This is a genomic window from Carnimonas bestiolae, from assembly GCF_051251145.1.
In the GTDB taxonomy this organism is placed as follows: Bacteria; Pseudomonadota; Gammaproteobacteria; order Pseudomonadales; family Halomonadaceae; genus Carnimonas; species Carnimonas bestiolae.
Genome location: NZ_JBPCZK010000003.1, coordinates 187616 through 210619, shown reverse-complemented (window position 1 = coordinate 210619; position 23004 = coordinate 187616). Strand labels below are relative to the sequence as shown.

Below are 23004 nucleotides of genomic sequence, written 5' to 3'. Positions count from 1 at the left end.
ATCACGACGCTGTAAACGTGGCAGCCATATGCCGTGATTACACAATGACATATCAAGTTCAACGGCCAACGATTGAGGGTGCTATGCTGCAGCCGGTTTCTCCTCGTAATGATCTCCCTCTCGATCCTGAAGGTGACAAGGCCTCCAAGCAGAAGCAGCGTCACGGCACGCTTGCGCCGCTATCGGTGCCTGCTTTTCGGATTATCTGGATCGCTAATCTCTTTGCCAATCTTGGCGTATGGGCGCAATCGGTTGCCGCCGCCTGGGTAGTGACCTCGGCGCAGGCAAGCCCCTTGATGGTGGCGATGATTCAGGTGGCGGCGTCTGCGCCCTTGGTGGTGCTGTCGATCATTTCAGGCGTTGTAGCAGACAACTATGACCGTCGCCGCATCATGCTGGTGGGCATGGCGCTCGAAACCTCCGGCGGCTTTTTCGTGACGCTATGCGGCTTCGCTGGGTATCTGACGCCGATGGTATTGATTCTGTCCATTCTATGGATATCGATTGGTGCCGCCATCACGATTCCGGCATGGCAGGCCGCAGTTAACGAGCAAGTGCCGAAACGCATGGTCGGCAGCGCGGTGCTGCTCAATAGCGTTAACTTCAATGTTGCGCGTGCGCTTGGTCCTGCGTTGGGCGGCTTGCTGCTGGGGCTGGTAGGGCCTGCGTGGGTATTTCTCTTCAACTGCGCCTGCTATTGCCTGCTGATTTGGGCAATCTGGCGCTGGCGGCGTGACGTGCCGAAGCGTCAATTGCCCCCCGAGCGGTTATTTGAAGGCGTTATTGCGGCGCTGCACTTCACCCAGTATTCAAGCGTTACCCGGTTAGTGATGGCGCGCTCATTCGCGTTTGGTATTTCTGCCAGTGCAGTGTGGGCACTGCTGCCGCTGGTGGCACATCAGAATCCCCGCGGTAGCGCCTCGCTCTATGGCTTGTTACTTGGTGCTTTGGGGGTGGGAGCCATTGTCGGTAGCACGCAGGTGGGCCGCTTTAGGAAGCGCTTCGGCAGCAGCCGTTCGATCAGCTTAGCGGCCGCGCTATTGGCCGTGATGATGATGGCGGTTGGCGCGTTTTCAACGCTATGGGTACTGTTTGTGGCGCTGCTGCTGATAGGCGGCTGCTGGATCGCCACGCTGGCTACCTACAACACTTCAGTGCAGTTGCTGGTGCCCGACTGGGTCAAGGCGCGCGCGCTGGCGCTTTATCAAACGGCGCTGTATGCCGGCCTGGCGCTGGGCTCATTCTTGTGGGGCCACCTCGCTGAAACGCTGGGCGTTGGCGGTGCGCTGGTGGGGGCGGGGTTACTGCTGCTGGTCTCTGTCGGTATCTTCTGGTCGTCGCGGTTACCGGAGTTAAACAGTGAGGGCAGTGCGCAGATTCCTTCAACGCCCATGGATACGCCGCTGTTTGAATTCAATCCCAAACGCGGGTCGGTGCAGGTCAGCATCGATTATTACATTCCGTTGGAGCGCACCCGTGATTTCGTGCGCGCTGCTCGGCGGGTACGCAAGCTGCGCATGCGCAACGGTGCCGAGCGCTGGTCACTTTATCGCGATACTCAGCAGCCGGAACTGTGGCAAGAGGTGTTTGCGGTGGGCAACTGGCTGCAATACTTGCGCATGCAGGACCGCATGACCATCAGCGATAAAGCGATCCTTGATGCGATGATGACACAGCACAGTGGGGATAAACCGCCGCGGGTGCGGCATGGGGTGAGCTATCGGTCGTCGATCGAGCGAAATGAAAAAGCGCCGCCCCATGCTGGAGACGGCGCTAGTACATCAGGTGAGGACGCTAGCGGTTAGACGAAATCGTCGCCGCCGAAGTCGTCGTAGCCCGCGTCATCGCTGAAGCTGTCTTGCGAGTCAAAGCCTTGATCGCCATCGCTGGGCGACGGGTCCTGATAGGCAACGTCATCGTAGCCAGCGTCGTCTTGCATGGCCTGATCGTAGCCCTCGTCGTAACTTTGCTCTGAGAAGTTGCTGGCATCGTTGTTGACGATTTCTTCACCGCTGTGGCCTGAAAACATGTGGCTGAGCATGTTACCGAGCACGACACCGCCGGCCACACCAGTAGCTGTTTGCAAGGCGCCCGACAAAAAGCTGCGGCCACCGCCCGCCGCCTGTGGTTGCGCATTATTGGCGCCCCAGCCGGGCTGTTGGGCGGCCGGCCCAGAGCGTGCGGGCGCCGCTGCCGAACGAGCTGGTCGAGCGCCGCCGCTATTATTGCCAGCGTCGTTGCCGCCGAACAGGCCCGACAGGAAGCTGCCGCTTGAGCGCTGCTGTTGCGCTTCGGACAGCTGTTTTTCCAAACGCTCGACGCGCTCGTTCAGCCGCTTCAGCGCTGCTTCCTGAATCAGTATGGTTTGTGCCATGTAGTAGGGCGCCGCGGGCTGCTGCTGCACGCGTTCATCGATGCGCTGAGCGGCGCTTTGATCGCGTTCGCCGCTTTGCTGCTCAGCTTGCTGCAAGCGGTCGAAAAGGCCGTTGATCAACTGAGAGTCGTCGGTAGAAGACATGGGCGTAACCTCTTGGGTAAACGATGCATAATCCGCTGGATTAAGTGCCGCTGGCGGTGCGGCGGTGAAGCACTTTAGCTGTGGGCGGCGATAATTTTTTCAACCACTGCGGGCAATTCGGCCATGGTGTGAATTTCGTAAGCACCGTCTGGAGTGCGTTCGCGCTCGCTGAAGCGGTTGATATGGATGACGTGCATTCCTGCTGCCTGACCCGACGCCAAGCCAACCGAGGCATCGTCAATAACGATACAGTGCTCGGGCGCGCTATCCAGCGCTTTCGCTGCATGCAGAAATAGCCCCGGATCCGGCTTCCACACGCCAATTTCGTAAGCCGAATAAAGATGGTCGCCGAAGTAGGGGGCGAGACCGCTCAGGCGCATCGACAGACTGATCTTCCGCAATGGGCCATTGGACGCCACGCAGCGCGGATAGTCAGATAACGCATCCAACGCTTCTTTGATGCCGTCGATCGGGCCAAGTTCCCGCTCCATGCGCGTTTCGAGGTTGCTGCGCATTTCCTGTTCGAGCTGCTTGCGCGTTTCATCGTCGTCTACCTTACGACCATGCGCGGCCTCCAATGCGTCGAGTACGAAGGGAAATGCCACCCCACGGAAGCGGGTCATGTAATCCTCGGGCTCGAACGGTAGGCCCAGCTTGTTCATGGTGATGGCGATTTCCTTGGCCAGCAGCGGCTCGCTATCGACTAGCGTACCGTCGGCGTCAAAAATCAGGCTCCAGCGTGTACTCATTATGGCTCCAATGCGGAAGGTGGGTGCTAACCTCTGATGATGGCAAGCTTGCCTTTCAGCGTGACTTCTACGGTGAACATGCCGACGTGGCAATCGAGGCTGTCGTCGCTGCGCAGTTGCTTGCTGTAATAGCTCGAAATATGGGTAACGGCGTTGGCACCGATGTCGTTGGCACGTTTTTGTAAATCAGTGAGTGCCTCTAGCGCCGCCCCACGACACGCTTCTTCGCCAGACTTGAAGGCCTTGTTGGCACGTCGGGTAAAGTAGAAACCGCCTTCTTCACGGTCGGGCTTAGGATACAGCTGATTGCCGAAGTAAAGGCGTACGGCGGGGCTGAGTTTCTGCTTGGCAGAAGGCACTGCGAGCACATCGCGATAAGGCACGGCGATCATTTCTTCAGCCTGAGCGACGTGCGGCACTGAAGTGGCAGCGCAAAACACGGTTGCAACGCCCAGCAGGGTTCGGGTGAAGCGTGACATTATTGGTATCTCCTTTATGTAGCGTCGCGCCTGTTGTGCGAGTCGGGACAGCTACAGCCGTCACAACAGCGATCAAGACTAATCCTCTATACGCAGTCGGGCAACGTACGGATGCCGAGGCTGCTTCCAACACTGCGTGAGGCCAAGTGATTGTGATGGCGATAGCGTACGGCGCAAACGCGTTGATATTGCCCAATAACGGTATTTCTTTAGCGAGATTTAAGGTTCAGTTTGGCGTACTCTTGTGCTGTCTTCGATTGCTTTGACAAGGATAATGCCTGTGCGTTTTGCTCGATATCGGGCTCAGTGGTCTGAAAACCCCGCGCGTGAAGTATTGGCCGGCATGGTGGGTACCTTTGCGCTAATTCCCGAAGTGATTGCCTTCTCTTATGTGGCCGGTGTACCGCCTGCCGTTTCGCTGTTTGCTTCCTTTGTCATTTCTGTGTGCATAGCACTGTTTGGCGGCCGGCCTGGCATGATTTCAGGCGCAGCGGGATCAGTAGCGCTTATCGTGGCGCCGCTGGTGCATAGTCACGGCATCCAATACATGTTGGCGGCAACGCTATTGGCGGGGGCGCTGCAAATCGTGTTTGGGCTATGCAAGCTGCACGTGGCCATGCGTTTTGTCTCGCGGGAAGTTAAAACGGGGTTTGTGAACGCGCTGGCGATTCTGATCTTTTCTGCCCAGCTGCCGCAGATGCTGGGCGTCGATTGGCATACGTACCTGCTGATTGCGCTGGGGTTGATCATTATCTATTTGCTGCCGCGGGTGATGTCAGTGATCCCATCACCGCTGGTATGTATCGTGGTGTTGACTGCCATTGTGGCGTTCCATCCCATGCCGGTGGCGCAGGTGGCCGATTTGGGCGAACTTCCTACCGGTTTGCCGTCGCTGGTGTGGCCTTCGGTGCCGTGGAATTGGGACACCTTGCTGACGGTTGCTCCCTACGCGCTGGCAATGGCAGTAGTGGGGCTGCTGGAATCGTTGATGACGGCCGAAGTGGTGCAGGATGCCACCGATAGCCGTACTAGCCCTCGTATGGAATGTACCGGCCAGGGCATATCGAATATCGCGGTAGGCTTGTTTGGCGGTATCGCAGGCTGCGGCATGGTCGGACAAACGGTGGGTAACTTACGGTACGGCGGCGTAGGACGGTTATCGACGTTTACCGCCGGCGCGTTTCTGTTGATTCTGATGGTGCTGCTGCACGACTACGTTGCGATGGTGCCGATGGCGGCGCTGGTGGCGACCATGATCATGGTATCAATCAGCACCTTTGATTGGCGCTCGCTGAAAGGATTAGTGGTAGCGCCCAAGCTATCCAGTCTGGTGATGGTGGCGACGGTTGTTGTGACTATCCTGACCAAGGACCTGGCAGCGGGGGTCGCGATAGGCGTGCTGTTGAGCGGTATCATTTTCGCTTGGCAAGCAATGAAGCAGGTGCGCATTACCCATCAGCGCGACGGTGATAGCGATGTTTATGTGATTACGGGCCAGCTCTTCTTCGCGTCGTCCGACATGTTGCGTGAAGCGATTGATCTGCGTACCGATGCACGGCGTGTTGTAATCGATATCCGCCACGCGGTGGTGCACGATATCACTATGGTCAGCGCGCTGGACGATATCGTGGCGCGACTTCAGCGCCACGACGTGATGGTCGAGGTACGTGGCACCAGTACCTTGAACCATGCGATGCTCGATCGTTACGCAAATAGCGACGTGTTTGATATCAAGGAGTGAGCAAATGGCAGCCAATCAAGGTGGTGAAGCACTGGAATGGGGCAATGGCGATCGGTTGGTAGAAGTTTTTCTAGAGCCCACCTGTCCATTTTCAGTCAAGGCATTCAACAAACTCGCGGACTTCGTCGAGCAGGCTGGCGAGGACAAGGTGCGCGTGCGTATCTGGCTGCACTCGCAGCCCTGGCACATGTTCTCGGGCGTTATCACCCGTGCAGTGTTGGCCGCCTCCACGCTTGAAAACGGTAAGCAGCAAGCATTGCAGCTGCTAGCAGCGATTGGTCAGCACCGTGAAGCATTTGAGTTTGACGATCACGCCACCGGACCCAACCGTGATGCGACGCCTAACGATATTCTCAAGCGCCTGGTGAAGGTCAGCGGCGTGGATATGCTAAAAGCCTTCGATGCTCCAGAACTGCAGCAACTCGCCAGACGCCACACCAAGTACGCACGCCAAAACGGCATCCACGTCTCACCAACCTTTATGGTGGATGGCTTGGTTGATAGCAGTATGGGCAGTGGTGACAGCGTGGCTGAGTGGGTGGAGAAGGTAGGAGCGTAAGGTGGGATTTGCGGGTGGCTGATTCTTAATGCTACGCAAAGCTCCGGTGTTGGCGTCCTTGCCGGGTGGCTGATTCGAGAGCCTGCGCAGTTCTTCACTGTTAGCGTACTTTCCGAATAGCTGATTCGAGAGCCTGCGCAGGACTTCACTGTTAGCGTCTTTTCAAACGTTATTTTATTAATATCGAAGGGGACCTTGCAGGCCCCCTTCACCCCCGCCTGCGTCAGGCGCGTCAGACCATCCACTTGCAAAACCACGCTGCAAGCGGATGATTCCGCGCCTTCCTTACGAAGTTTGCATATGTCGGTAGCTAGTCACGCTAAGCGTTTTATTTGCCAAGGCATGACAGCCCATTGAATGTGTGCGCTGTGCGTGCACAGCGACATCACATTCGGGGCGCATCCACGAGCGGGAGAGCGCGAGAGGGACAAGGTTCCTCTCGCATTCAAAATAAAGGTTAGGTTTGAAAGTACGCTAACAGTGAAGTCCTGCGCAGGCTCTCGAATCAGCTATCCGATAAAGCCGCTAACAGTGAAGTCCTGCGCAGGCTCTCGAATCAGCTATTTGGTAAGGACGCTAACAGTGAAAGACTGCGCAGGCTCCCGAATCAGCCATCCGATAAAGCCGCTAACACCGAAGTCCTTCGCAGGCTCTCGAATCAGCTATTCGAAAGGACACCAACAATGCAGTTGCTCACCGGCCCTAAAATCCGCCCCAATAACCCTCCAATCTCTTATGCCCTCTCTCCCTCTTTCTCTCTATTCACCCAGTAACGCCTCACCAGAAACGGTAGTCTGAGCACCATCCCCAGCATCAAGCGGGCACTGATGGCGGCGGCTTTGCCGAGATCGAAGCGAAGCGGGGGGACTTCTCTCTCGATATGGAGGGGGTAGCCGACGGTTGGCAAATTTCGCCAGTACCAGCGCACGGTAAATTCGTTGCTGAAGCCGCGGCCGCTGCTACAGGTACAGCAACTGAGCAGTTGGTTTGCCAGGGCGGTGGGGTAAAGGCGCAGTCCGGTGCGCATTTGCAGGAAAGGGCGATGCAGCGCGGCAATGCGAGCCACAATAGAGACGAACAGCGGGATTTTTAGCCGCGTCCCGTCGGTAGAAAGATAGAAGAGCGTATCCGGGTGCAGCTCGCTCTCTTTAAGCAGCGCGGCTAGTTCGTCGGCGTTGAATTCAATGTCGACATCGCATTGTAGCGCGTGGGTGTAACCCAGCCGTTGAGCCTCATCGAGACCTACTTTGGTTGCCGTACCTTGGCCGCTACGGCGCACTAATCGTATTAATTCGATGTTGTGCTGCGACGCTGTATCGTTCAAGCGCGAGGCTTCCATGGGTTGGCTACCATCGTCAACCGCAAGAATAGGCAGGTTCAGCGGCCGCAGTCGCTTGAGCGCGCTGGGCAGCTGTGACTCCTGATTACGCAACACCAGTAATAAGCAAGTGCGCATGCCTAAGCCTCTGGGGGTTATGCTTGATACCATAAATGATAATGGTTTCGGGGTGTAGAAAGCTAATCGCGCCGTTAATTCGCTGTTAGCCCGCAATTACTGTGTGGACGGTAATGGTAGGTAACGCTTGGACGAGGCCAATACCAGCTCAGCGATCGATCGAATCATCGCTGTCATACTGTCGACAACACGCCCGGTATTATAGGACAAAAAAACGCTGGAGCGTGGTTCGCCCCAGCGTTGTGGCATTGGTTTTCACTATCAGTGAAATTATCTACCGATCTGACGCAGTGGTTTTCCGGACATCAGGTTGCGCTCGATATGTTCAAGCGAAACGCCTTTGGTTTCGGGAATAAACGCCCACGTGAAAACAATGTAAAGCAGGTTGCACACGCACATGATGCCGAAGGTGACCGGACCGCCGAGGTTGTTCAGCATCAGCAGGAAGAACGCACCTAGCGCCATGTTCGAGGCCCAGTTGGCGAAGGTTGAGCAGCTAATGCCGAAATCTCGCCCGGCCAGCGGCTGTATTTCGGAGCAAAGCGTCCATACCAGCGGGCCTGCTGACATGGCAAAACCGGCGACGAATACCAGCAGTGCGATAAGCGCAGTGAACTGCAGGAAGGAAGTGCTCGCCCCTACCGCCATGATGGCGGCAACAACCGCGAGTCCTGCCGCCATCACGGTGAAGCCAAGATAGAGAATCGGCTTACGTCCAATGCGGTCGACGAAGCCTATCGCGATCACCGTCGCCAGCACGTTGACCAGTCCTACCAGCACCGTGCTCCACAGCTGAGCCTCGCTGCCGAAGCCGGTCTGTTCGAATATGCGCGGAGCGAAATACATCATCGCGTTCATGCCGGTGAACTGCTGCACTAGCTGCAGCGCAATCCCCAGCGCCACCGAGCGTCGAAAATTGCTGTTGCGAGCAAGCAGTTTCCAGCCGCTGGTGTGATCGTCGCTGTTTACCGCAGCGGTAATCTCACTCATTTCCTTCTCGACTTCCGCCCGCGAAGCGCGCAGCTTGCCCAGCATCTCCTTGGCTTCATCGAAGCGATCACGGGATGCCAGCCAGCGTGGGCTATTGGGCACCAGTAATACACCAATGAAAAGCACCGCGGAAGGTACGCATAGAATGCCGAACATACCGCGCCAGCTGTGGATATAGCTGAAAGCGAGGCCCGATACGAAGGCGGCCAGAATGCCTACCGTGACCATCAGCTGATAGAACGAGATCATGGTGCCGCGAATACGCTCAGGAGCGATTTCGGAGAGATAAAGCGGTGCGGTGAAAGAGGCAACCCCGACGGCGAGCCCCAGCAGTACGCGACCAACGATGATGATATCGACGTTGGGAGCCATTGCGACCACCAGCGCCCCGACAAAAAACAGTACGCTGGCCGCCAGCAGGGCGTTCTTGCGCCCCCAGCTGTTGGATACCCAGCCCGCGCCCAATGCGCCCACCGCTGCACCACCCATCATCGAGCTGACAATCCAGCCCTCGGTCAGTGTGCTGACGTGAAATTCTTCCTTGATCAGTCCGAGGGCGCCGGAGATAACACCGATATCGAGACCGAACATCAGGCCAGCCAAGGCGGCTAGTGCTGCACTGAGCCATACCAGTGGAACGATGTCGACACTGGACGAGTCGGACGACGTTTGATTGCCGTCCAATGGGGTATTGACCATTGGTTTTCTCCAGATAGCTTGCCTTGCACCGTTGCCGCTTCTGCCAGTCAGAAGCGGGCGGTGCATCAAGTGCTGCTAGCTTGCACCTAACTCGGTCGCTAGGGAATTGCTAACGCGCTGTTTTGAGGACAATTTCGACCAAAGTAGAGCGTCGCTTTTGTGCTAGGGCTCCTGCACTATAGCGACTCGCCACGCGCGTATTTGGTGGGCTTCAGGCTATCTTTAATTTTCTTGAGATGAGGCAGGAAATCCTCGCCACGTCGCAGCGTTACACCGGTTGCCAGCACGTCAATCAGGGCGAGGTGCACAATGCGCGAGGTCATGGGCATATAGAGCTCGGTATCTTCAGGCGATTCGACGCCCAACACCGCGCTGCACTGCACCGCCAAAGGCGAACCTTCTTCGGTAATACCAATCACCACCGCGCCGTTTTCGCGGGCACTGGCAGCGATATCCACCAGTTCACGGGTGCGTCCGGTATGCGAAATCACCACCACCACGTCGCCCGTTGTCATTGCCGCCGCGGCCATGCGCTGCATTAACACATCTTCGTAAGCGATGACCGGCATGTTGAAGCGGAAGAATTTATGCTGAGCATCGATGATGACAGGGGCGGAAGCGCCCAGACCGAAGAAAAACAGCTGGCGCGCCTGGGAAATATGGTCAACCACCCGTTCGATCAATTCGGTTGGAAGCTGGCGGCTGAAGGTGTCCAGCGCCGCAATGGTGGCGCCAAATATCTTGCTGGTGTATGCCTTGGCGTCGTCGTTGCTCTCCACCGAGCGCGTAACGTAGGGGGTGCCGCCGGCGAGGCTCTGCGCCAGTTTGATCTTGAAGTCGGGATACCCCTTGGCATCGAAATTGCGGCAGAAACGGTTGACCGTCGGCTCACTGACGCCGGCGGATTGTGCCAGCGAGGCGATGCTCATGCCGGTTGCCGACGCGGGGTCCTTGATAATGACTTCGGCTACTTTGCGCTCCGACCGGTTGAGATCAGTCAAGCGTTCACGGATCTTGCTCAGTAAATCGTGTGCCACCATGTGGGTCGTTATTCCGCTTTATTGGTATATGAGATGGAAACATTGCTGCTTTACCATCGCCGTCATGCCGCAGTATAGAGCGCCGAGCCTAACAAGGGCAGCCCGTCGTATCAGGCAATACGTTACCTGACGGGTGCGTTACATGCGATGGCAGTGCGTGTCGATGCGGTGTGATATTCTTAGCCAAGGTCGATGGACAATTCGCAAATGTTGTAAATTTACATTTAGTAGAGTTGTTTGCAGTCGTGGCGATGATTAATGTTGTCGCTTACTACCCCGTATTTATTAAGGAGAGCTCGCAATGGCAGTAGAACAGACGCCGGCGGTGGATGTTGCGTTATTTGGTGCGCTTGGTGACCTGGCCGTGCGCAAGCTCTATGCCGCAATGTACTTTCTTGAGCATGGCGGCCTGCTTGCGGATAACACGCGTATTCTGGGTCTGGCGCGTCATGAGCACGATACCGCCAGCTTCACCAAGCTTGTCAGCGATGCTCTGCACAAACATGTCGACAAGAAATCACTCGACGATACTGTGCTTGAGCGCTTTCTAGCTCGCCTCGAGTATCTGAAACTCGACTTCTCGGATACCAAGGGTTATACCGCCATCACCAAGTGGAACAAGGAGCACGGCTCGCCCTTGATGGTGTATCTGTCGGTGCCTGCCAGCATCTTCGGGGTTATTTGCGAGAACCTTGAGAAGAGCAAGGTCCTTAACGATGACAGCCGCGTGATCGTTGAGAAGCCTATCGGCTACGATCTCGATACCTCCATCGAAACCAACGATGCCATCGGCAAGGTATTCGCTGAAAACCAGATTTATCGCATCGACCACTACCTCGGTAAGGAAACGGTGCAAAACCTGCTGGCGCTGCGTTTTGCCAATCCGCTGTTCGGCAATCAGTGGAGCCAGGCCAATATCTCGCACGTTGAAATTACCGTGGCAGAAACGGTCGGCGTAGAAGGGCGCTGGGGCTATTACGATCAGGCCGGTCAGGTGCGCGACATGCTGCAGAATCACCTGATGCAGCTACTGTGCATGATTGCCATGGAGCCTCCCACCAGTCTCGACGCCGACAGTATTCGCGACGAGAAGGTCAAGGTGCTGAAGGCGCTTCGTCCCATCGAAGGTGAGCGGCTGGCGACCGACGTCGTGCGTGGTCAGTACACCGAAGGTACTTCCGGTGGCAAACAGGTGCCCGGCTATCTTGATGAAGAGGGTGCTAACGTCAATTCGCACACTGAAACCTTCGTTGCCCTGAAGGCAGAAGTGGCCAACTGGCGCTGGGCGGGTGTGCCGTTCTACCTGCGCACCGGTAAGCGCATGCCGGAGCGACTGGCGCAAATCGTCATTCACTTCCGCCAGCAGCCGCACTACATTTTCGATCCCGATCAGCGTGGTTTGGCCACCAACAAGCTGGTGATTCGCCTGCAGCCCGATGAAGGTATCAACCTGCAAATCCTGACCAAGGATTCCGGTCTTGATAAAGGCATGCGTCTACGCCCTGGGCCGCTTGATCTCGACTTCCATAAGGCATTCCCGACCGAGCGCATCCCTGATGCATACGAGCGTCTGATTCTCGAAGTGATGAAAGGGCGTCAGTATCTGTTTGTACGCCGCGACGAAGTAGAATGGTCATGGCGCTGGGTCGACAAGCTGATCGACGGCTGGACCTCGCGTGGTGTGCCGCCGCAGCGTTATCCTGCCGGTAGCTGGGGCCCGGTATCGTCCATCGCGATGATTACGCGCGATGGCTATTCCTGGTACGAAGAGTATTAAGCGCTACGCCGCTTTGGGCTGGCTAAACAGCGTTTTTCAGCCCTGGTAGCAATAGCCCCGACCAGTGATGGTCGGGGCTTTTTTGTGTGCTCATTTTGGGTATTTCTTGTGATGGAAGGCAGCAGAGTGGAGCGGGACACGGGGCAGCAATAAAACGCTTCAAAGGCAATCGCGAGACACTACCTGTGGCATATGGTCGCAATTAGCAAAAAAGTTGCAAGGTAGGATTGTTACTACACAATTCTGTAGCTACAATTTTGGTCATCAACGTCTTGCACCGTATTGTGCTTAGCACTATGTGGTCAAAGTCTCTCTCGACAGCCTCGGCTGTTTTTCTATACCCGCCTCATTGAGGCGGGTTTTTTTGTTTTATTTACATACCTTTTTGCTGCCACGAACCGTGCTGCACGGGGGTGTCGCGCCCAATAAGGCGAACAATCGCAGGCGCGCGATAAACATAAAACGGATGAAGGCGGGAATTAATATCATGGCTGCCGCAGCGCCATTGGGCAGCGCAGGGCATCGATAAAACTGCGGAGATGCTCCGCGGCACCGGAGTAACGGTAGGGGCTCAAGCGGCGGGTTAGGCATTTGATCGGCCAGCATGTGGGCGATCGACACCCGAGCCGGCTGCACCACAGGGCGTGGTGCAGTATCCGGCGGCGTACGCTGGTCGCTGAGCGCAATACTACGGGAACGTTGCTCCGCCGCTATAGCGCTCTTCTCGGCCGCCTTGGTTGCCAGTAGACCGAGAGGGGCTAGAGCGAGAAGGGGTTAGAGCACGCGGTGGGCGCGGGCCGATTCCAGCAATGCAAACCACGCCGTGCGATCCAGTGTGAAGGATTTGCCCGAGTCTTCCAGCAGGGCCTGAACTCGCGAGGATTTCAGCGAGCCAATAATGGCTGTTGGGTTACCGGGAATTCGGGTAAGCCACGCGAGCGCGATCCCGGCCGGCGACAGTCCATGCTGCTCGGCAAGCTGGCACAGCATCTCTTTTACCAGCGCGCCTTCAAACAGGCGACCACCGAACAGCGGTGAATAGGCGACCGCCTGCAGTTTGTCCTGACAGGAGGCGTCCCAGCGTCCGTCGAACAGGGCAGCGCTGCGTGCAATGGATAGCTCGAATTGGTTCAGCGTCAGCGGAATGGAGAGCACAGCTTGCAAACGACGCCATTGGGTTGGCAGATGGTTGGATACGCCAACGGCGCCTACCTTGCCTGCGTTTACTGCATCTTCCAGCGCTCGGGCAGTGGTCTCGGGGTCAAGCAGCGGGTCAGGGCGGTGCAGCAGCAGATGGTCGAGCCGCTCGACGCCAAGACGCTTGAGCGAGTCATCGATGCTGCGGGCCAGATAATCAGGCGAACTGTTGTAATGTTTTACGGAGAAGGGGGAGTCGTCGAGCGTGGCGGGGATGATCGACGTTTTGGCAATAATGCCTACTTTGCTTTTCAGCGCCGGGCGTAGTGCAAGCGCTTCGCCGAATCGCGCCTCGGCATCCCCCATGCGTGATCCATCGCCGTAGATATCTGCATGATCGAACCAGTGCAGCCCTTCATCGACGCGCTGCTCGATCCAGTCTGCCAAGGTGGAAGGAGTGTCTAGCTCAGGCCGCAGGTGAAGGTTGCGCATTCCGAGAATAAATGGACTGTCGATTGCCCTGGGGTCAGCCACGCGGAAGATCCTTTATGGAGAAGTCGAATAACGTGCGGGGCGATTACGGTTGCCCCGCGCCACAGCATAACAGCGCGTTAGTCGAGAGTAATCTGTTGGGCGAGCAGATGCTGGCTGCCCGGTGCTAGCCAAATGGGGTCGAGTTGGGTACACGCGGCCTCGACGCACAAAAAACCATAAAGATGATCGGCAGGAATATCGGTGGGCGCTTCATCGCCGGGATGCCAGATAACGCTTGAATCGCTGCCTTCCTTGGCAATACGCAGGCGGTGGTCGCCCTCGGCTCGAGTATCAATCAGGCTCAGCGCGCGGTTGGAATGATAAATCCGGTCGAGCGCGCCGCGCACTGCCAGCTCCCCTTGCTGCTCAGACTCATGATTGCCTTTCAGCTTATCGATGAACGTAGCGCCCGCCAGCCCCTCAACGCGGCTGGCGTGGGTATTGGCAACGGCGAAGTAACTGTGCAGCGCCTGGGTAAAGCGCACCGGGGTATCGCCGGTATGTTCGGTAATCAGCTCCACCCGCAAACGCTGATGATTGGCCTTGATAACCACGCGCGGCGTTAGCTGCTCGTCCAACGGTTGTAGCGGCGACAAGTGGAGTTCGATGCCGTCGTTTTCTTCGTCGCTGGTGTCCAGCCGCCATTCGGCAGTACGTGCATAGCCGTGAGCTGGTCCCTGACCATCTTCACGGTCGGCAAACCATGGCCAGCTCAATGGAATTCCTCCGCGAATGGCCTGGGGCGCCTCTTTCGGTGTTGAGGTTAGCCACAGCCACGGAGACTGTCCGCGCGGTGCGAAGTGAAGTACCTGGGCGCCTTGCAGTGACACCGCGAGGGCTCCCCAGTGCTCGTGGACGACCACCACCTTGCGGCCGTGCCAATCGACCTCGCGCTGACCGTCGGTGGCGGCCACCGCCTCGGCGAGATCGGCAGGAATTGCCCTGCTTAACGTATTGGATGCACTCACGCGACTACCTCCTCGTTATATAGCGCCTCAGCAGCCCCGAGTAGCCCTGTCCATTTGGCGGTAACTACCCAGGTAGCGATTCCTGCAGTGTACTCACCCATGCGCCCCTTGTCGGCGAAAGCAATGCGGAAATCACTGTCATCGAGAATATCGAGGAAGCGTGGTAGTACACCGCCGACAAGATAGACACCGCCGCGCGCGCCGAGGGTAAGCGCGACGTCTCCTGCGGCATGGCCGAGAATGCGACAGAAGCGCAATACGGCATCGCGCGCCGGTGCATCGCCATGCTTGGCGGCATCAGTCACTTCGGCTGGTGTGGTGCAGGTAGGCGTGCGGCCATCGAACTCGGCTAAGGCGGTATACAGATCGAGTAGCCCTTGTCCACACAGTATGCGCTCGACCGAGACGCGATCGTAGCGCTCGCGGAACCACTGCAGGAGCTTTATCTCGATATCGTCGGTAGGCGCGAAGCTGGCGTGACCGCCCTCACCGGTAATCGGAATCCAGTAGCGCTGACTGGGGGCCAATCCCGCGACCCCCAGCCCCGTGCCTGGGCCCATTACCAGACGGGCATAGCCTTCGGCAGCATCACCTTCGCCGACCTGATGGAGGTCATCGCTGCCAATGTGGGGTAGGCCCAACGCTTGCGCAGTAAAGTCGTTGATGGCCTTGAATGTATCGAGCTCAAATTCCTCCTTGAACGCCTTTTTGCTTAGCGTCCACGGATTATTGGTCATTTTGATTTCGTCTTGATGAGTCGGGCAGGCGAAGGCAAGGCAAGCTTCCTTGGGAGCCTCGCAGCCGACCTTCTCAATGTAGGCCCTCAGTGCGTCAGACAGCGTTGGGTAATCTTCAGTGGGCAGCGCTTCGATATGCTGAAGCTCGAATTCGCCGGGAGCGACCAAAGCGAAACGCGCATTAGTGCCGCCGATATCGCCAACGAGGGCCATCCGAGTCATGACTGTTTCTCCGTAACTTGCTTGGTAGGGCGCCAGTGTAAATAGGGGGTAGCTGCCTTACCTGATATTGCAGTGGTTGCCCAATAATGTATCGAGCGCCTATATCGCTATGTTAACGGACTGTAGCAGGCCAGCACCAATGTATTCAGTCATGGCTTATATCTGCGTTAAGGCAGATCAAGCGTTCATAAAGGCGGTAGCGACGTGGCCGCATTAGACTAAAGGCGGGCATCAAAGGGGCTGCCCAATCGTCAGAATGTGCGTAAATTTAGCAATATTTGGCACATCATCAGATTCGTCAGTGGCGCATGGATGCTCTCAAGAAAGCGATGCAGTATGCTAGCGCTCAGCCGAACTCGATTAAGAGAATCAGCAACGCTTTCTATACCTTTTGCGTATAGGAAAGCATCAGGTTGTGTTCACAGACACTCTGCTCAAGGAGATATCAATGACTCTGCGTATTGCCATCAATGGCTTCGGGCGTATCGGACGTAACACGCTGCGCGCGCTCTATGAAAACGGCTATCGCGACAAGCTTGAGGTCGTGGCCATCAACGATCTGGGCGACTCAGCCCTGAATGCGCACCTGCTGGAGTTTGACACGACTCACGGCCATTTCGGTTTCGAGGTCAAGCACGACGGCGATACCATCAGCGTTGACGGCGACAAGATTGCGATTACCGCTGAGCGCGATCCTGCCAAGCTGCCATGGAAAGAGCAGAATATCGATATCGTGTTCGAATGCACCGGTATCTTTACCAAGCGTGCCGACGCTGCCAAGCACCTCGAAGCGGGTGCCAAGCGTGTACTTCTTTCAGGCCCCAGCGGCGATGCCGATCTGACCTGCGTGTTTGGCGTCAACGACGACAAGCTGACCGCCGAGCATCACATTGTCTCCAACGCGTCCTGCACCACCAACTGTCTGGCGCCGGTAGCGAAGGCCATCAACGACGGTATCGGTATCGAAACCGGTCTGATGACCACCATTCACTCGTACACCAACGATCAGAACCTGTGTGATGTTTATCACAAGGACACCTATCGTGCGCGCAGTGCTACCCATTCGATGATCCCGACCAAAACGGGTGCTGCTTCCGCCGTTGCGCTGGCACTGCCTGAGCTGAAAGGTCGTCTTGATGGCTTCGCCATGCGCGTGCCGACCATCAACGTATCGGTGGTCGACCTGACCTTCACTGCGTCCCGCGAGACCACCAAGGAAGAAATCCACGAGTTGATCGACAAGGCTGCGGAAGGTTCCAGCGTGTTGGCGGTTAACGAGCTGCCGCTGGTATCAGTGGACTTCAACCACAACTCGCATTCGTCGATCTTCGACAAGAACCACACCCGCGTATCCGGCAAGCTGGTGAAAATCCTCTCCTGGTACGATAACGAGTGGGGCTTCTCCAACCGTATGCTCGATAACGCGCTGGCAATCGGCAAGTTCCTTTAATCGCAAGTTGCCAATGGATCGGGGCTCGGCAGTGTCGAGCCCTGCGTGAAAGCACCCTGTAAGGGGTGTTTTCTTGCCGGAAGTATATCCAAAAGATAGCGCGCAGCTCCAAGGGACGCTGGGCAGTTGTTTCAGGCCGCGTCGTGCGGTTATTTTTTGGATAGACTTCGCTATCTGAAGCGCTCTATGTTGCCTGGCCGCCAAGCCATGGCCGAGCGCCGCGGGGCACGAGGCTGCCGTCAGGTATTAATGGCCTGAGGTGCCCGTCATCCTTTGAGCGGCGCTGGGCAACGTTGCGGTGCAGTTATGTGAGGCAGAGTACAGCGGTACTCGTGAGATTCCCTTCTTCTGTAAGTGAGAGGCAGCGCACGATGGCTTGATGCGCTTGCCAGTATGTTAAGGAAACCCCATGTTTTTGATTTGTGGCGAAGCGCTGTTTGATGTGTTTGCCCACGCTGGTGACGACGACTCCGCAGCAGCGATCGATTTTCGTGCAGTCGCTGGTGGCTCACCGTTCAACGTAGCATTCGGCCTGTCGCGACTTGGCGGAAAATCTGCCCTGCTGACCGGTGTCTCCAGCGATTTTCTGGGTGAGCGGTTAATCAAGGTGCTAGAGCGCGAAGGCGTGGATTGTCAGTATCTGGTGCGCGAGGGCGACTGCAAGACCACCATCGCGATGGTGGCGCTGGGCCCCAATGGCTCGCCACAGTATTCCTTCTATCACGAGAAGGGTGCCGATCGTGCGCTGGCCTTTAGCAGCCTGCCGGAGCTTGATGACTCAATCAAAGCCATTCACGTAGGCTCTTATTCGCTGGTGGTGTCGCCTACCTCTGAAACCCTCGGCGCGTTGGTTGAGCGGGAAGGCAAGAATCGTCTGGTGACGCTCGACCCCAATGTGCGTCTGAAAATCGAGAAGGACAAGGATCGCTGGCGTGATCGTATTGGCTTTTTCGCGTCGCACGCCGACATTATCAAGGTCAGCGACGAAGATTTGGAATCGTTGTACGATAACGGCGAAGGCAGCGATAAAGCGCAGGAGTGGCTGGCAGGGCGCACCCAGCTCGTAATCGTGACGCGCGGTGTTGAAGGTGTCAGCGTCTTTACTCGCTCAGGCCGCATTGACCTGCCTACTGAACCCGTTGAGGCCGTCGATACCGTGGGTGCCGGCGATACCTTCCAGGCGGCACTGCTGTGCTGGCTTGACGAGCATGACCGCAGCAGTCAGGAAGCAGTGGCGGCGTTGACCGACGATGAGATCAAGCGCATGGTCACCTTCGCCAACCGCGCCGCTGGGGTTACCTGCACGCGTCAAGGCCCTGATCTGCCTTATCGTCGCGAGCTGGCCGACAGCGAATAAGGCCAGCACTGCCTCGCTACCCGTTTGACCAAGGAGATGATCGTGTCACGTTCAATCGCGCGTTTAATCACACTATGTTTGGCAAGTGCTGCTGTCTCCTGGGCAGCTCCAGCGCTGGCGGCGGATGATAGCAGCCACCACGCGATGGAGTCAGCGCAGATGTCCTCGCAGGCGTCGGGGGATACGTCTGCGCCGTCGAGCCAGGCATATGAAGATGCCAACCAAAAGATGCATCGCTCCATGTCGATGGACTACAGCGGCAACGCTGACGTTGATTTTGTGCGCGGCATGATTGCTCACCATCAGGGCGCTATCGATATGGCGAAGGTAGAGCTTAAATACGGCAAGGACAACGAAATGCGTCGCTTGGCCGAGCGCATCATTAACGCGCAGCAAGGCGAAATCAAACTGATGAAGCGCTGGCTTGAGGCTAATCAGGCCGAGCAGGGCGCTGATCACTGATCGTTAAGAGAAGCCTTGCTTGCAGCGGGCGCTGAACGGGAATATTCCGTTCAGCGTCCGCTGCTTTCGTTCAGGCGGTCTGTTCGCTGTTGAGCGTTTCGTAGTGCCGCTCAATCCAGTCGGTTAGCTCGGCAACATGTGCCGCTGCTTCACGCCCCGGAGGCGTCAGGCTGTATTCGACGTGCGGAGGTATCACGTCGTAGGCGGTGCGTTTTACCAGGCCATCCTGTTCCAGAAGGCGCAAGGTCTGTGCCAGCATCCTCTCGCTAACGCCGCCGATAGTGCGCCTTAGCGCGCCAAAACGGTAGGTATCTTCGGTAAGCGCCACCAGCACCAATACCCCCCACAGGCTGGTGACATGACGCAATATCTCGCGCGAAGGGCAGCCGGTGGCCATTACATCGCCGCGGTCCTCCTGTTGCGCTGACGGGGCGCTGCGCTGGGGACTTTCGCGCATCGTCATAGTCAATCCTCACGTTATCAAACGGGTAGAGCGTTTTTGCCTTTGGCACGCGTCGTAGCGCGTCGTCCTTAATCCCGATGCCGGCACATCCCGGTGGCTCGGTAAGTCGCCGGTAAACGGGCTGGCAGCGGGTGTTTGCTTGGTGCGTTAAGGTAGGTCGAATCCCCGCGTTGCACAAGTTCGAAGCGCATACTGAATTCGAAAGACAGCGTTAACGTTCCGTTTACCTTAAGGGGCGCAGCTTCCATATGGATTCAGGCCACCTTCGAGAGTAAACGCTCTGTTGTCACTGCGGCGGTTAAGGTATGTTGGGTGTTCGGAACCCATCGTGTTAGCACGGTGCCGGTTCCGGTAACGACCACAACAATCATGATATGAGAGCACATTCAGCGTGGCTCGCCGCGCCGCTGGCGCAGTCTGCGCATGGCAACGCTCCTCACCCTATAGGAACCGCGTATGAGAGTAGGGCTATTACAGTGTGACGACCTCGCGGCCGAGCAGTTAGAGCGCTTTGGCAATTATCCCGAGCTTTATGGGCAGCTGTTGCGGGGCGTAGACGACACCATTGAGCTTGAAACCTGGCGTGTCCATGAAGGCGAGCTGCCGGACGATACGTTGGCAATGGATGCGTGGTTGATCTCCGGCAGCAAGGCGAGCGTCTACGACGACAGCGAGTGGGTGTCCGGTCTGCTGGGCTTTATTCGGCTGCTGTGGGAAGAACGCCGCCCGCTGTTAGGCATATGTTTCGGTCATCAAGCGATTGCGCAGGCGTTGGGTGGCAAGGTGGAACGTAGCGTTGAGGGCTGGGGGCTCGGTACGGCGCTCAACCATATCGAACGTACCACCGATTGGATGGAGCCGCCGCGCGAGGACGTGCGTCTGGTGGTGGTCCATCAGGATCAGGTCACAGAGCTGCCGCCCGTCTCACAAGTGTTGGCGAGTACGCCCCACTGTATCAATGCCATTATTCAGTACGATGAGTGCTTCTTGGGCATACAGGGGCACCCCGAATTTTCCTCCGAGCTGGCCCGCGAACTGGTCAACGAGCGCCAATCGCTGCTCAGCGCCGATCAGGCACCGGTATGGCTGGCGTCGCTTGATAACCCCACTGATGAGCGCCTGGTCGCCTGTTGGATCGTTGAATTTATCGAGCATGCATTGGTTGAAGCACAAAGCTTCGCGCTGATTCGCTCCGGCTAAGCCAAGGCCGAAAGGGCGTTGGGATCACGCATGTCTAATGCATAGCAACACAAAGGGCTGCCAATCGGCAGCCCTTTGTTATTAATAGCCCAACGCTGTTGGTGAGATGCTTACTGCTTGTCAGGGAAGTAGTGCTGCACCAACTGGTCGTATTCGCCATTTTTCTTCAGTTCCGCTAGCGCTTGGTTAAATTTGTCGGCCAGCGCCTTGTCACGCTGACGGAACGCAATCCCAAAACCGTCACCAAAGTATTTCTTCGGCTCGTTAATCAGCTCACCCACGCGCTTGAACTTGTTTTTGTTATTTTCGACGAAGGTTTCCTGGCCCGTTGCTACGTCGACAAAGGCGACATCGGCGCGGCCTGCCTGCAAGTCGATGGTTACGTCATCGAGACTCGCATAGCGCACCACCGTGTTGTCGGCGCCATACACGTCGGTGATGTAGCTGTCCTGGAGGGTGCCACGCTGCACCGCAATGCGCTTGCCTTTCAGAGCATCGCTCGACACATCGGTAATACTGGAGGATTGCGGCACAAACCAGCCTGACGGTAACACCAGGTAAGGATCAGAGAACAATACCTGCTGGCGGCGCTCGTCGTTGATGGTCATGGCCGACATGATCGCGTCTGCCTTGCGTGACAGCAGACTCGGAATCAGGCTATCCCATGCTTGGGTTTTCCAGCTGCACTGGAGCTCGGCCTGCTTGCATAATGCATTGCCCAGCTCGACATCGAAGCCTTTCAGGTCGCCGTTGGAGTCGGAAAATTCGAACGGTGCGTAAGGGGCATTCAGTACAAAACGTACTTTATTGCTGTTTTCTTCGCCTTGGCTGCACGCGGTTATCGCGCAGGCAGTGGCCAGGCCAATGGCGCTGAGGGCAAGTGGTTTGAGCATCATGATCAGTATCCTCGCAGGCATGAGCGAAAGTCAGGCACCCGCCATGGCTGGCTATCGATATAGCGGCGCATGGCGTGGCTTAACGTATTGTTGTTGATAACGGCGATCTCAGCCGCGCGGGCGTTGATGGACCAGCAGTTTGCGTTCAAGCACTTTGAACAGCCCCTGGATGCCGAAGCTCAACACCATATAAAGTAATGCGACAAAAATAAATGCCGGGAATGGCGTATAAAAGCGTGAATACACGTAATAAGCCGCGCCGGTTAGATCCATGATGGTAACGGCGCTAGCAATAGCGCTGGCGTGCAGCATGAAAATGATTTCGTTGCCGTACGCGGGCAGGGCGCGGCGGAAGGCGCTGGGAAGAATAATCCGGCGCATCATCAGGGCACGCGACATCCCATAGGCACGGGCGGCCTCCAGTTCTCCGCGCGGGGTGGCCTTGATGGCACCGCGGAAAATTTCGGTGGTGTAGGCGGCAGTATTCAGCGTGAAGGCCAGCAGCGCCGGATAGAGCGCATTACTGCTGAAGGTGTTCAGCCAACTGCCTGGTGCGGGATGCATAAAGGCGAAGCCGTAATAGGCAATGTACAGCTGGATCAGCAGCGGTGTCGCGCGAAACAGATAGGTAAACGCCCACATGGGCCACTTCAGCCACGGCTTTTTAGAGCTAAGCATGATGGCGAAGGGAACGGCCAATAGCAGGCCGATAAGCAGCGCGATAAATACCAATTGGACGGTATTGACCAGTCCATGCCAGTACATTGCCAGAGTGTTGACGGTAAACACCTGGTTACCGTTGAGGTAGTCGCCGAGCTGAGAAAGTAAGCTATCCATTACTCGTCGCCCTCTATTACGCCGGTGTTATAGCGACGCGTCAGCCACTGAAAGACAATTTCCGATAGCCCCGCGATAATCAGATAGCCCAATGCTACCGGTATCAGAAACAGGAAGGGAGCGTGGTTAGCGCGGGTAGCTTCATCGGCCACCTGTACCATGTCGCTCAGCCCGATAATTGACACCAGCGCGGTCATTTTCAGCAGCACCAGCCAATTGTTGCCGATGCCCGGCAGCGCGTGGCGCATCATCAGCGGAAAGCGAATACGCCAGAACGCTTGCAGCGGGCGCATGCCGTAGGCTTCCGCCGCTTCCATCTGGCCGGCTTCCACAGCCAAAAAGGCACCGCGGAAGGTTTCCGCCATATAAGCCCCGATAATGAAGCCGATGGTCACGCTGCCAGCGGTAAAGGCATCGATATTGATGTAAATGTCGATGGCGCCGCCGCTCAGGCTATAGAGCCAGTCGGTAAAGGCGTTCACACCAATCTGACCGCCATAAAACAGCAGCATCATCAGCACTAAATCAGGAACGCCGCGAATCAGCGTTGTGTAAGCAGTACCGATGGCGCGTAGCGCGCCTGAGCGCGCCAGTTTGGCGCTGGCGGCCAGCAGCCCCAACACCAGTCCAATCACTAGAGATAGCAGCGCTACTTCAAGCGTTAGCAGGCCACCGCTAAGCAACCGCGGGCCGTAGCCCATGAAATCAAGCCAGGCAGGCAACATAGGGTTCT

At 56.9% G+C, this 23004-nt stretch carries 21 protein-coding genes; 8 read left to right on the top strand and 13 right to left on the bottom strand.

What is annotated here, in order from left to right; all coding sequences use genetic code 11:
- The first annotated feature begins 83 nt into the window (after positions 1-83).
- Positions 84-1805 carry an MFS transporter gene (locus R84865_RS05880; RefSeq protein WP_435639092.1) on the top strand — a complete coding sequence of 574 codons (1722 nt, stop codon included), beginning with the start codon at positions 84-86 and terminating at the stop codon, positions 1803-1805.
- Here R84865_RS05880 and R84865_RS05875 read toward each other — a convergent pair.
- The 3 genes from R84865_RS05875 to R84865_RS05865 all read right to left on the bottom strand — a co-directional run bounded on the left by R84865_RS05875 (position 1802) and on the right by R84865_RS05865 (position 3746).
- On the bottom strand, positions 1802-2518 hold the full coding sequence (locus R84865_RS05875) for a DUF2076 domain-containing protein (RefSeq protein WP_435639091.1): 717 nt from the start codon (positions 2516-2518) through the stop codon (positions 1802-1804). The two genes, R84865_RS05880 and R84865_RS05875, sit on opposite strands and share 4 nt — an antisense overlap.
- 74 nt (positions 2519-2592) lie before the next feature.
- Positions 2593-3267, bottom strand: coding sequence for an HAD family hydrolase (locus R84865_RS05870; RefSeq protein ID WP_435639090.1), 675 nt, complete (start codon positions 3265-3267; stop codon positions 2593-2595).
- A gap of 26 nt (positions 3268-3293) precedes the next feature.
- Complete coding sequence (locus R84865_RS05865; protein ID WP_435631092.1) at positions 3294-3746, bottom strand: hypothetical protein; 453 nt, start codon at positions 3744-3746, stop codon at positions 3294-3296.
- Positions 3747-4026: 280 nt separating this feature from the next.
- Between R84865_RS05865 and R84865_RS05860 the strand changes: the two genes are divergently transcribed.
- Both R84865_RS05860 and R84865_RS05855 read left to right on the top strand, forming a co-directional pair.
- Positions 4027-5487, top strand: a complete 1461-nt coding sequence (locus R84865_RS05860) for a SulP family inorganic anion transporter (RefSeq protein WP_435639089.1) — start codon at positions 4027-4029, stop codon at positions 5485-5487.
- Between the two features lie 4 nt (positions 5488-5491).
- A complete protein-coding gene (locus R84865_RS05855; protein ID WP_435639088.1) occupies positions 5492-6046 on the top strand; it encodes a DsbA family protein in 555 nt (184 codons plus the stop codon).
- Between the two features lie 733 nt (positions 6047-6779).
- On the opposite strand, the gene R84865_RS05850 is transcribed toward R84865_RS05855, so the two are convergent.
- The 3 genes from R84865_RS05850 to hexR all read right to left on the bottom strand — a co-directional run bounded on the left by R84865_RS05850 (position 6780) and on the right by hexR (position 10231).
- On the bottom strand, positions 6780-7502 hold the full coding sequence (locus tag R84865_RS05850; protein WP_435639087.1) for a glycosyltransferase family 2 protein: 723 nt from the start codon (positions 7500-7502) through the stop codon (positions 6780-6782).
- Between the two features lie 270 nt (positions 7503-7772).
- On the bottom strand, positions 7773-9191 hold the full coding sequence (locus R84865_RS05845) for a sugar porter family MFS transporter (protein ID WP_435639086.1): 1419 nt from the start codon (positions 9189-9191) through the stop codon (positions 7773-7775).
- Positions 9192-9367: 176 nt separating this feature from the next.
- Positions 9368-10231 carry a transcriptional regulator HexR gene (gene hexR / locus R84865_RS05840; protein ID WP_435631087.1) on the bottom strand — a complete coding sequence of 288 codons (864 nt, stop codon included), beginning with the start codon at positions 10229-10231 and terminating at the stop codon, positions 9368-9370.
- A gap of 301 nt (positions 10232-10532) precedes the next feature.
- Between hexR and zwf the strand changes: the two genes are divergently transcribed.
- On the top strand, positions 10533-12008 hold the full coding sequence (zwf, locus tag R84865_RS05835; protein WP_435631086.1) for a glucose-6-phosphate dehydrogenase: 1476 nt from the start codon (positions 10533-10535) through the stop codon (positions 12006-12008).
- A gap of 774 nt (positions 12009-12782) precedes the next feature.
- Here the strand turns inward: zwf and R84865_RS05830 are convergent.
- From R84865_RS05830 to glk, 3 genes are all read right to left on the bottom strand, one after another.
- Complete coding sequence (locus R84865_RS05830; RefSeq protein WP_435639085.1) at positions 12783-13679, bottom strand: aldo/keto reductase; 897 nt, start codon at positions 13677-13679, stop codon at positions 12783-12785.
- A gap of 77 nt (positions 13680-13756) precedes the next feature.
- Complete coding sequence (locus tag R84865_RS05825; protein ID WP_435631084.1) at positions 13757-14647, bottom strand: D-hexose-6-phosphate mutarotase; 891 nt, start codon at positions 14645-14647, stop codon at positions 13757-13759.
- Positions 14644-15606, bottom strand: a complete 963-nt coding sequence (gene glk / locus R84865_RS05820; protein ID WP_435639084.1) for a glucokinase — start codon at positions 15604-15606, stop codon at positions 14644-14646. Before glk ends, R84865_RS05825 begins: the two co-directional genes overlap by 4 nt.
- Before the next feature lie 448 nt (positions 15607-16054).
- On the opposite strand from glk, the gene gap reads away from it, so the two are divergent.
- The 3 genes from gap (at position 16055) to copM (ending at position 18875) form a co-directional block, all read left to right on the top strand.
- Positions 16055-17056: a type I glyceraldehyde-3-phosphate dehydrogenase gene (gene gap / locus R84865_RS05815; RefSeq protein WP_435631082.1), complete on the top strand. Its 1002-nt coding sequence runs from the start codon at positions 16055-16057 to the stop codon at positions 17054-17056.
- 409 nt (positions 17057-17465) lie between these two features.
- Positions 17466-18413, top strand: coding sequence for a carbohydrate kinase family protein (locus tag R84865_RS05810; RefSeq protein ID WP_435631081.1), 948 nt, complete (start codon positions 17466-17468; stop codon positions 18411-18413).
- Between the two features lie 42 nt (positions 18414-18455).
- Entirely contained in the window at positions 18456-18875 is a 420-nt protein-coding gene (gene copM / locus R84865_RS05805) for a CopM family metallochaperone (protein WP_435639083.1), read from the top strand.
- Between the two features lie 70 nt (positions 18876-18945).
- On the opposite strand, the gene R84865_RS05800 is transcribed toward copM, so the two are convergent.
- Complete coding sequence (locus R84865_RS05800; RefSeq protein WP_435631079.1) at positions 18946-19338, bottom strand: winged helix-turn-helix transcriptional regulator; 393 nt, start codon at positions 19336-19338, stop codon at positions 18946-18948.
- Positions 19339-19794: 456 nt separating this feature from the next.
- Here R84865_RS05800 and R84865_RS05795 point away from each other — a divergent pair, with 456 nt between their 5' ends.
- The gene (locus R84865_RS05795) at positions 19795-20538 is read left to right on the top strand and encodes a glutamine amidotransferase-related protein (protein ID WP_435636504.1); all 744 of its coding nucleotides are present in this window, start codon (positions 19795-19797) and stop codon (positions 20536-20538) included.
- 110 nt (positions 20539-20648) lie between these two features.
- Here the strand turns inward: R84865_RS05795 and R84865_RS05790 are convergent, their stop codons facing one another.
- The 3 genes from R84865_RS05790 to R84865_RS05780 all read right to left on the bottom strand — a co-directional run bounded on the left by R84865_RS05790 (position 20649) and on the right by R84865_RS05780 (position 22996).
- The gene (locus tag R84865_RS05790) at positions 20649-21434 is read right to left on the bottom strand and encodes a transporter substrate-binding domain-containing protein (protein WP_435636505.1); all 786 of its coding nucleotides are present in this window, start codon (positions 21432-21434) and stop codon (positions 20649-20651) included.
- Positions 21435-21542: 108 nt separating this feature from the next.
- The gene (locus R84865_RS05785; protein ID WP_435639082.1) at positions 21543-22271 is read right to left on the bottom strand and encodes an ABC transporter permease; all 729 of its coding nucleotides are present in this window, start codon (positions 22269-22271) and stop codon (positions 21543-21545) included.
- Positions 22271-22996: an ABC transporter permease gene (locus tag R84865_RS05780; RefSeq protein ID WP_435631075.1), complete on the bottom strand. Its 726-nt coding sequence runs from the start codon at positions 22994-22996 to the stop codon at positions 22271-22273. Before R84865_RS05780 ends, R84865_RS05785 begins: the two co-directional genes overlap by 1 nt.
- Between the last annotated feature and the right edge of the window lie 8 nt (positions 22997-23004).

Coding starts and splice junctions, on each gene's coding strand:
- R84865_RS05880 (WP_435639092.1), top strand. CDS start 84: ATGCTGCAGCCGGTTTCTCCTCGTAATGATCTCCCTCTCGATCCTGAA.
- R84865_RS05875 (WP_435639091.1), bottom strand. CDS start 2,518: ATGTCTTCTACCGACGACTCTCAGTTGATCAACGGCCTTTTCGACCGC.
- R84865_RS05870 (WP_435639090.1), bottom strand. CDS start 3,267: ATGAGTACACGCTGGAGCCTGATTTTTGACGCCGACGGTACGCTAGTC.
- R84865_RS05865 (WP_435631092.1), bottom strand. CDS start 3,746: ATGTCACGCTTCACCCGAACCCTGCTGGGCGTTGCAACCGTGTTTTGC.
- R84865_RS05855 (WP_435639088.1), top strand. CDS start 5,492: ATGGCAGCCAATCAAGGTGGTGAAGCACTGGAATGGGGCAATGGCGAT.
- R84865_RS05850 (WP_435639087.1), bottom strand. CDS start 7,502: ATGCGCACTTGCTTATTACTGGTGTTGCGTAATCAGGAGTCACAGCTG.
- R84865_RS05845 (WP_435639086.1), bottom strand. CDS start 9,191: ATGGTCAATACCCCATTGGACGGCAATCAAACGTCGTCCGACTCGTCC.
- hexR (WP_435631087.1), bottom strand. CDS start 10,231: ATGGTGGCACACGATTTACTGAGCAAGATCCGTGAACGCTTGACTGAT.
- zwf (WP_435631086.1), top strand. CDS start 10,533: ATGGCAGTAGAACAGACGCCGGCGGTGGATGTTGCGTTATTTGGTGCG.
- glk (WP_435639084.1), bottom strand. CDS start 15,606: ATGACTCGGATGGCCCTCGTTGGCGATATCGGCGGCACTAATGCGCGT.
- gap (WP_435631082.1), top strand. CDS start 16,055: ATGACTCTGCGTATTGCCATCAATGGCTTCGGGCGTATCGGACGTAAC.
- R84865_RS05810 (WP_435631081.1), top strand. CDS start 17,466: ATGTTTTTGATTTGTGGCGAAGCGCTGTTTGATGTGTTTGCCCACGCT.
- R84865_RS05800 (WP_435631079.1), bottom strand. CDS start 19,338: ATGACGATGCGCGAAAGTCCCCAGCGCAGCGCCCCGTCAGCGCAACAG.
- R84865_RS05795 (WP_435636504.1), top strand. CDS start 19,795: ATGAGAGTAGGGCTATTACAGTGTGACGACCTCGCGGCCGAGCAGTTA.
- R84865_RS05790 (WP_435636505.1), bottom strand. CDS start 21,434: ATGATGCTCAAACCACTTGCCCTCAGCGCCATTGGCCTGGCCACTGCC.
- R84865_RS05785 (WP_435639082.1), bottom strand. CDS start 22,271: ATGGATAGCTTACTTTCTCAGCTCGGCGACTACCTCAACGGTAACCAG.
- R84865_RS05780 (WP_435631075.1), bottom strand. CDS start 22,996: ATGTTGCCTGCCTGGCTTGATTTCATGGGCTACGGCCCGCGGTTGCTT.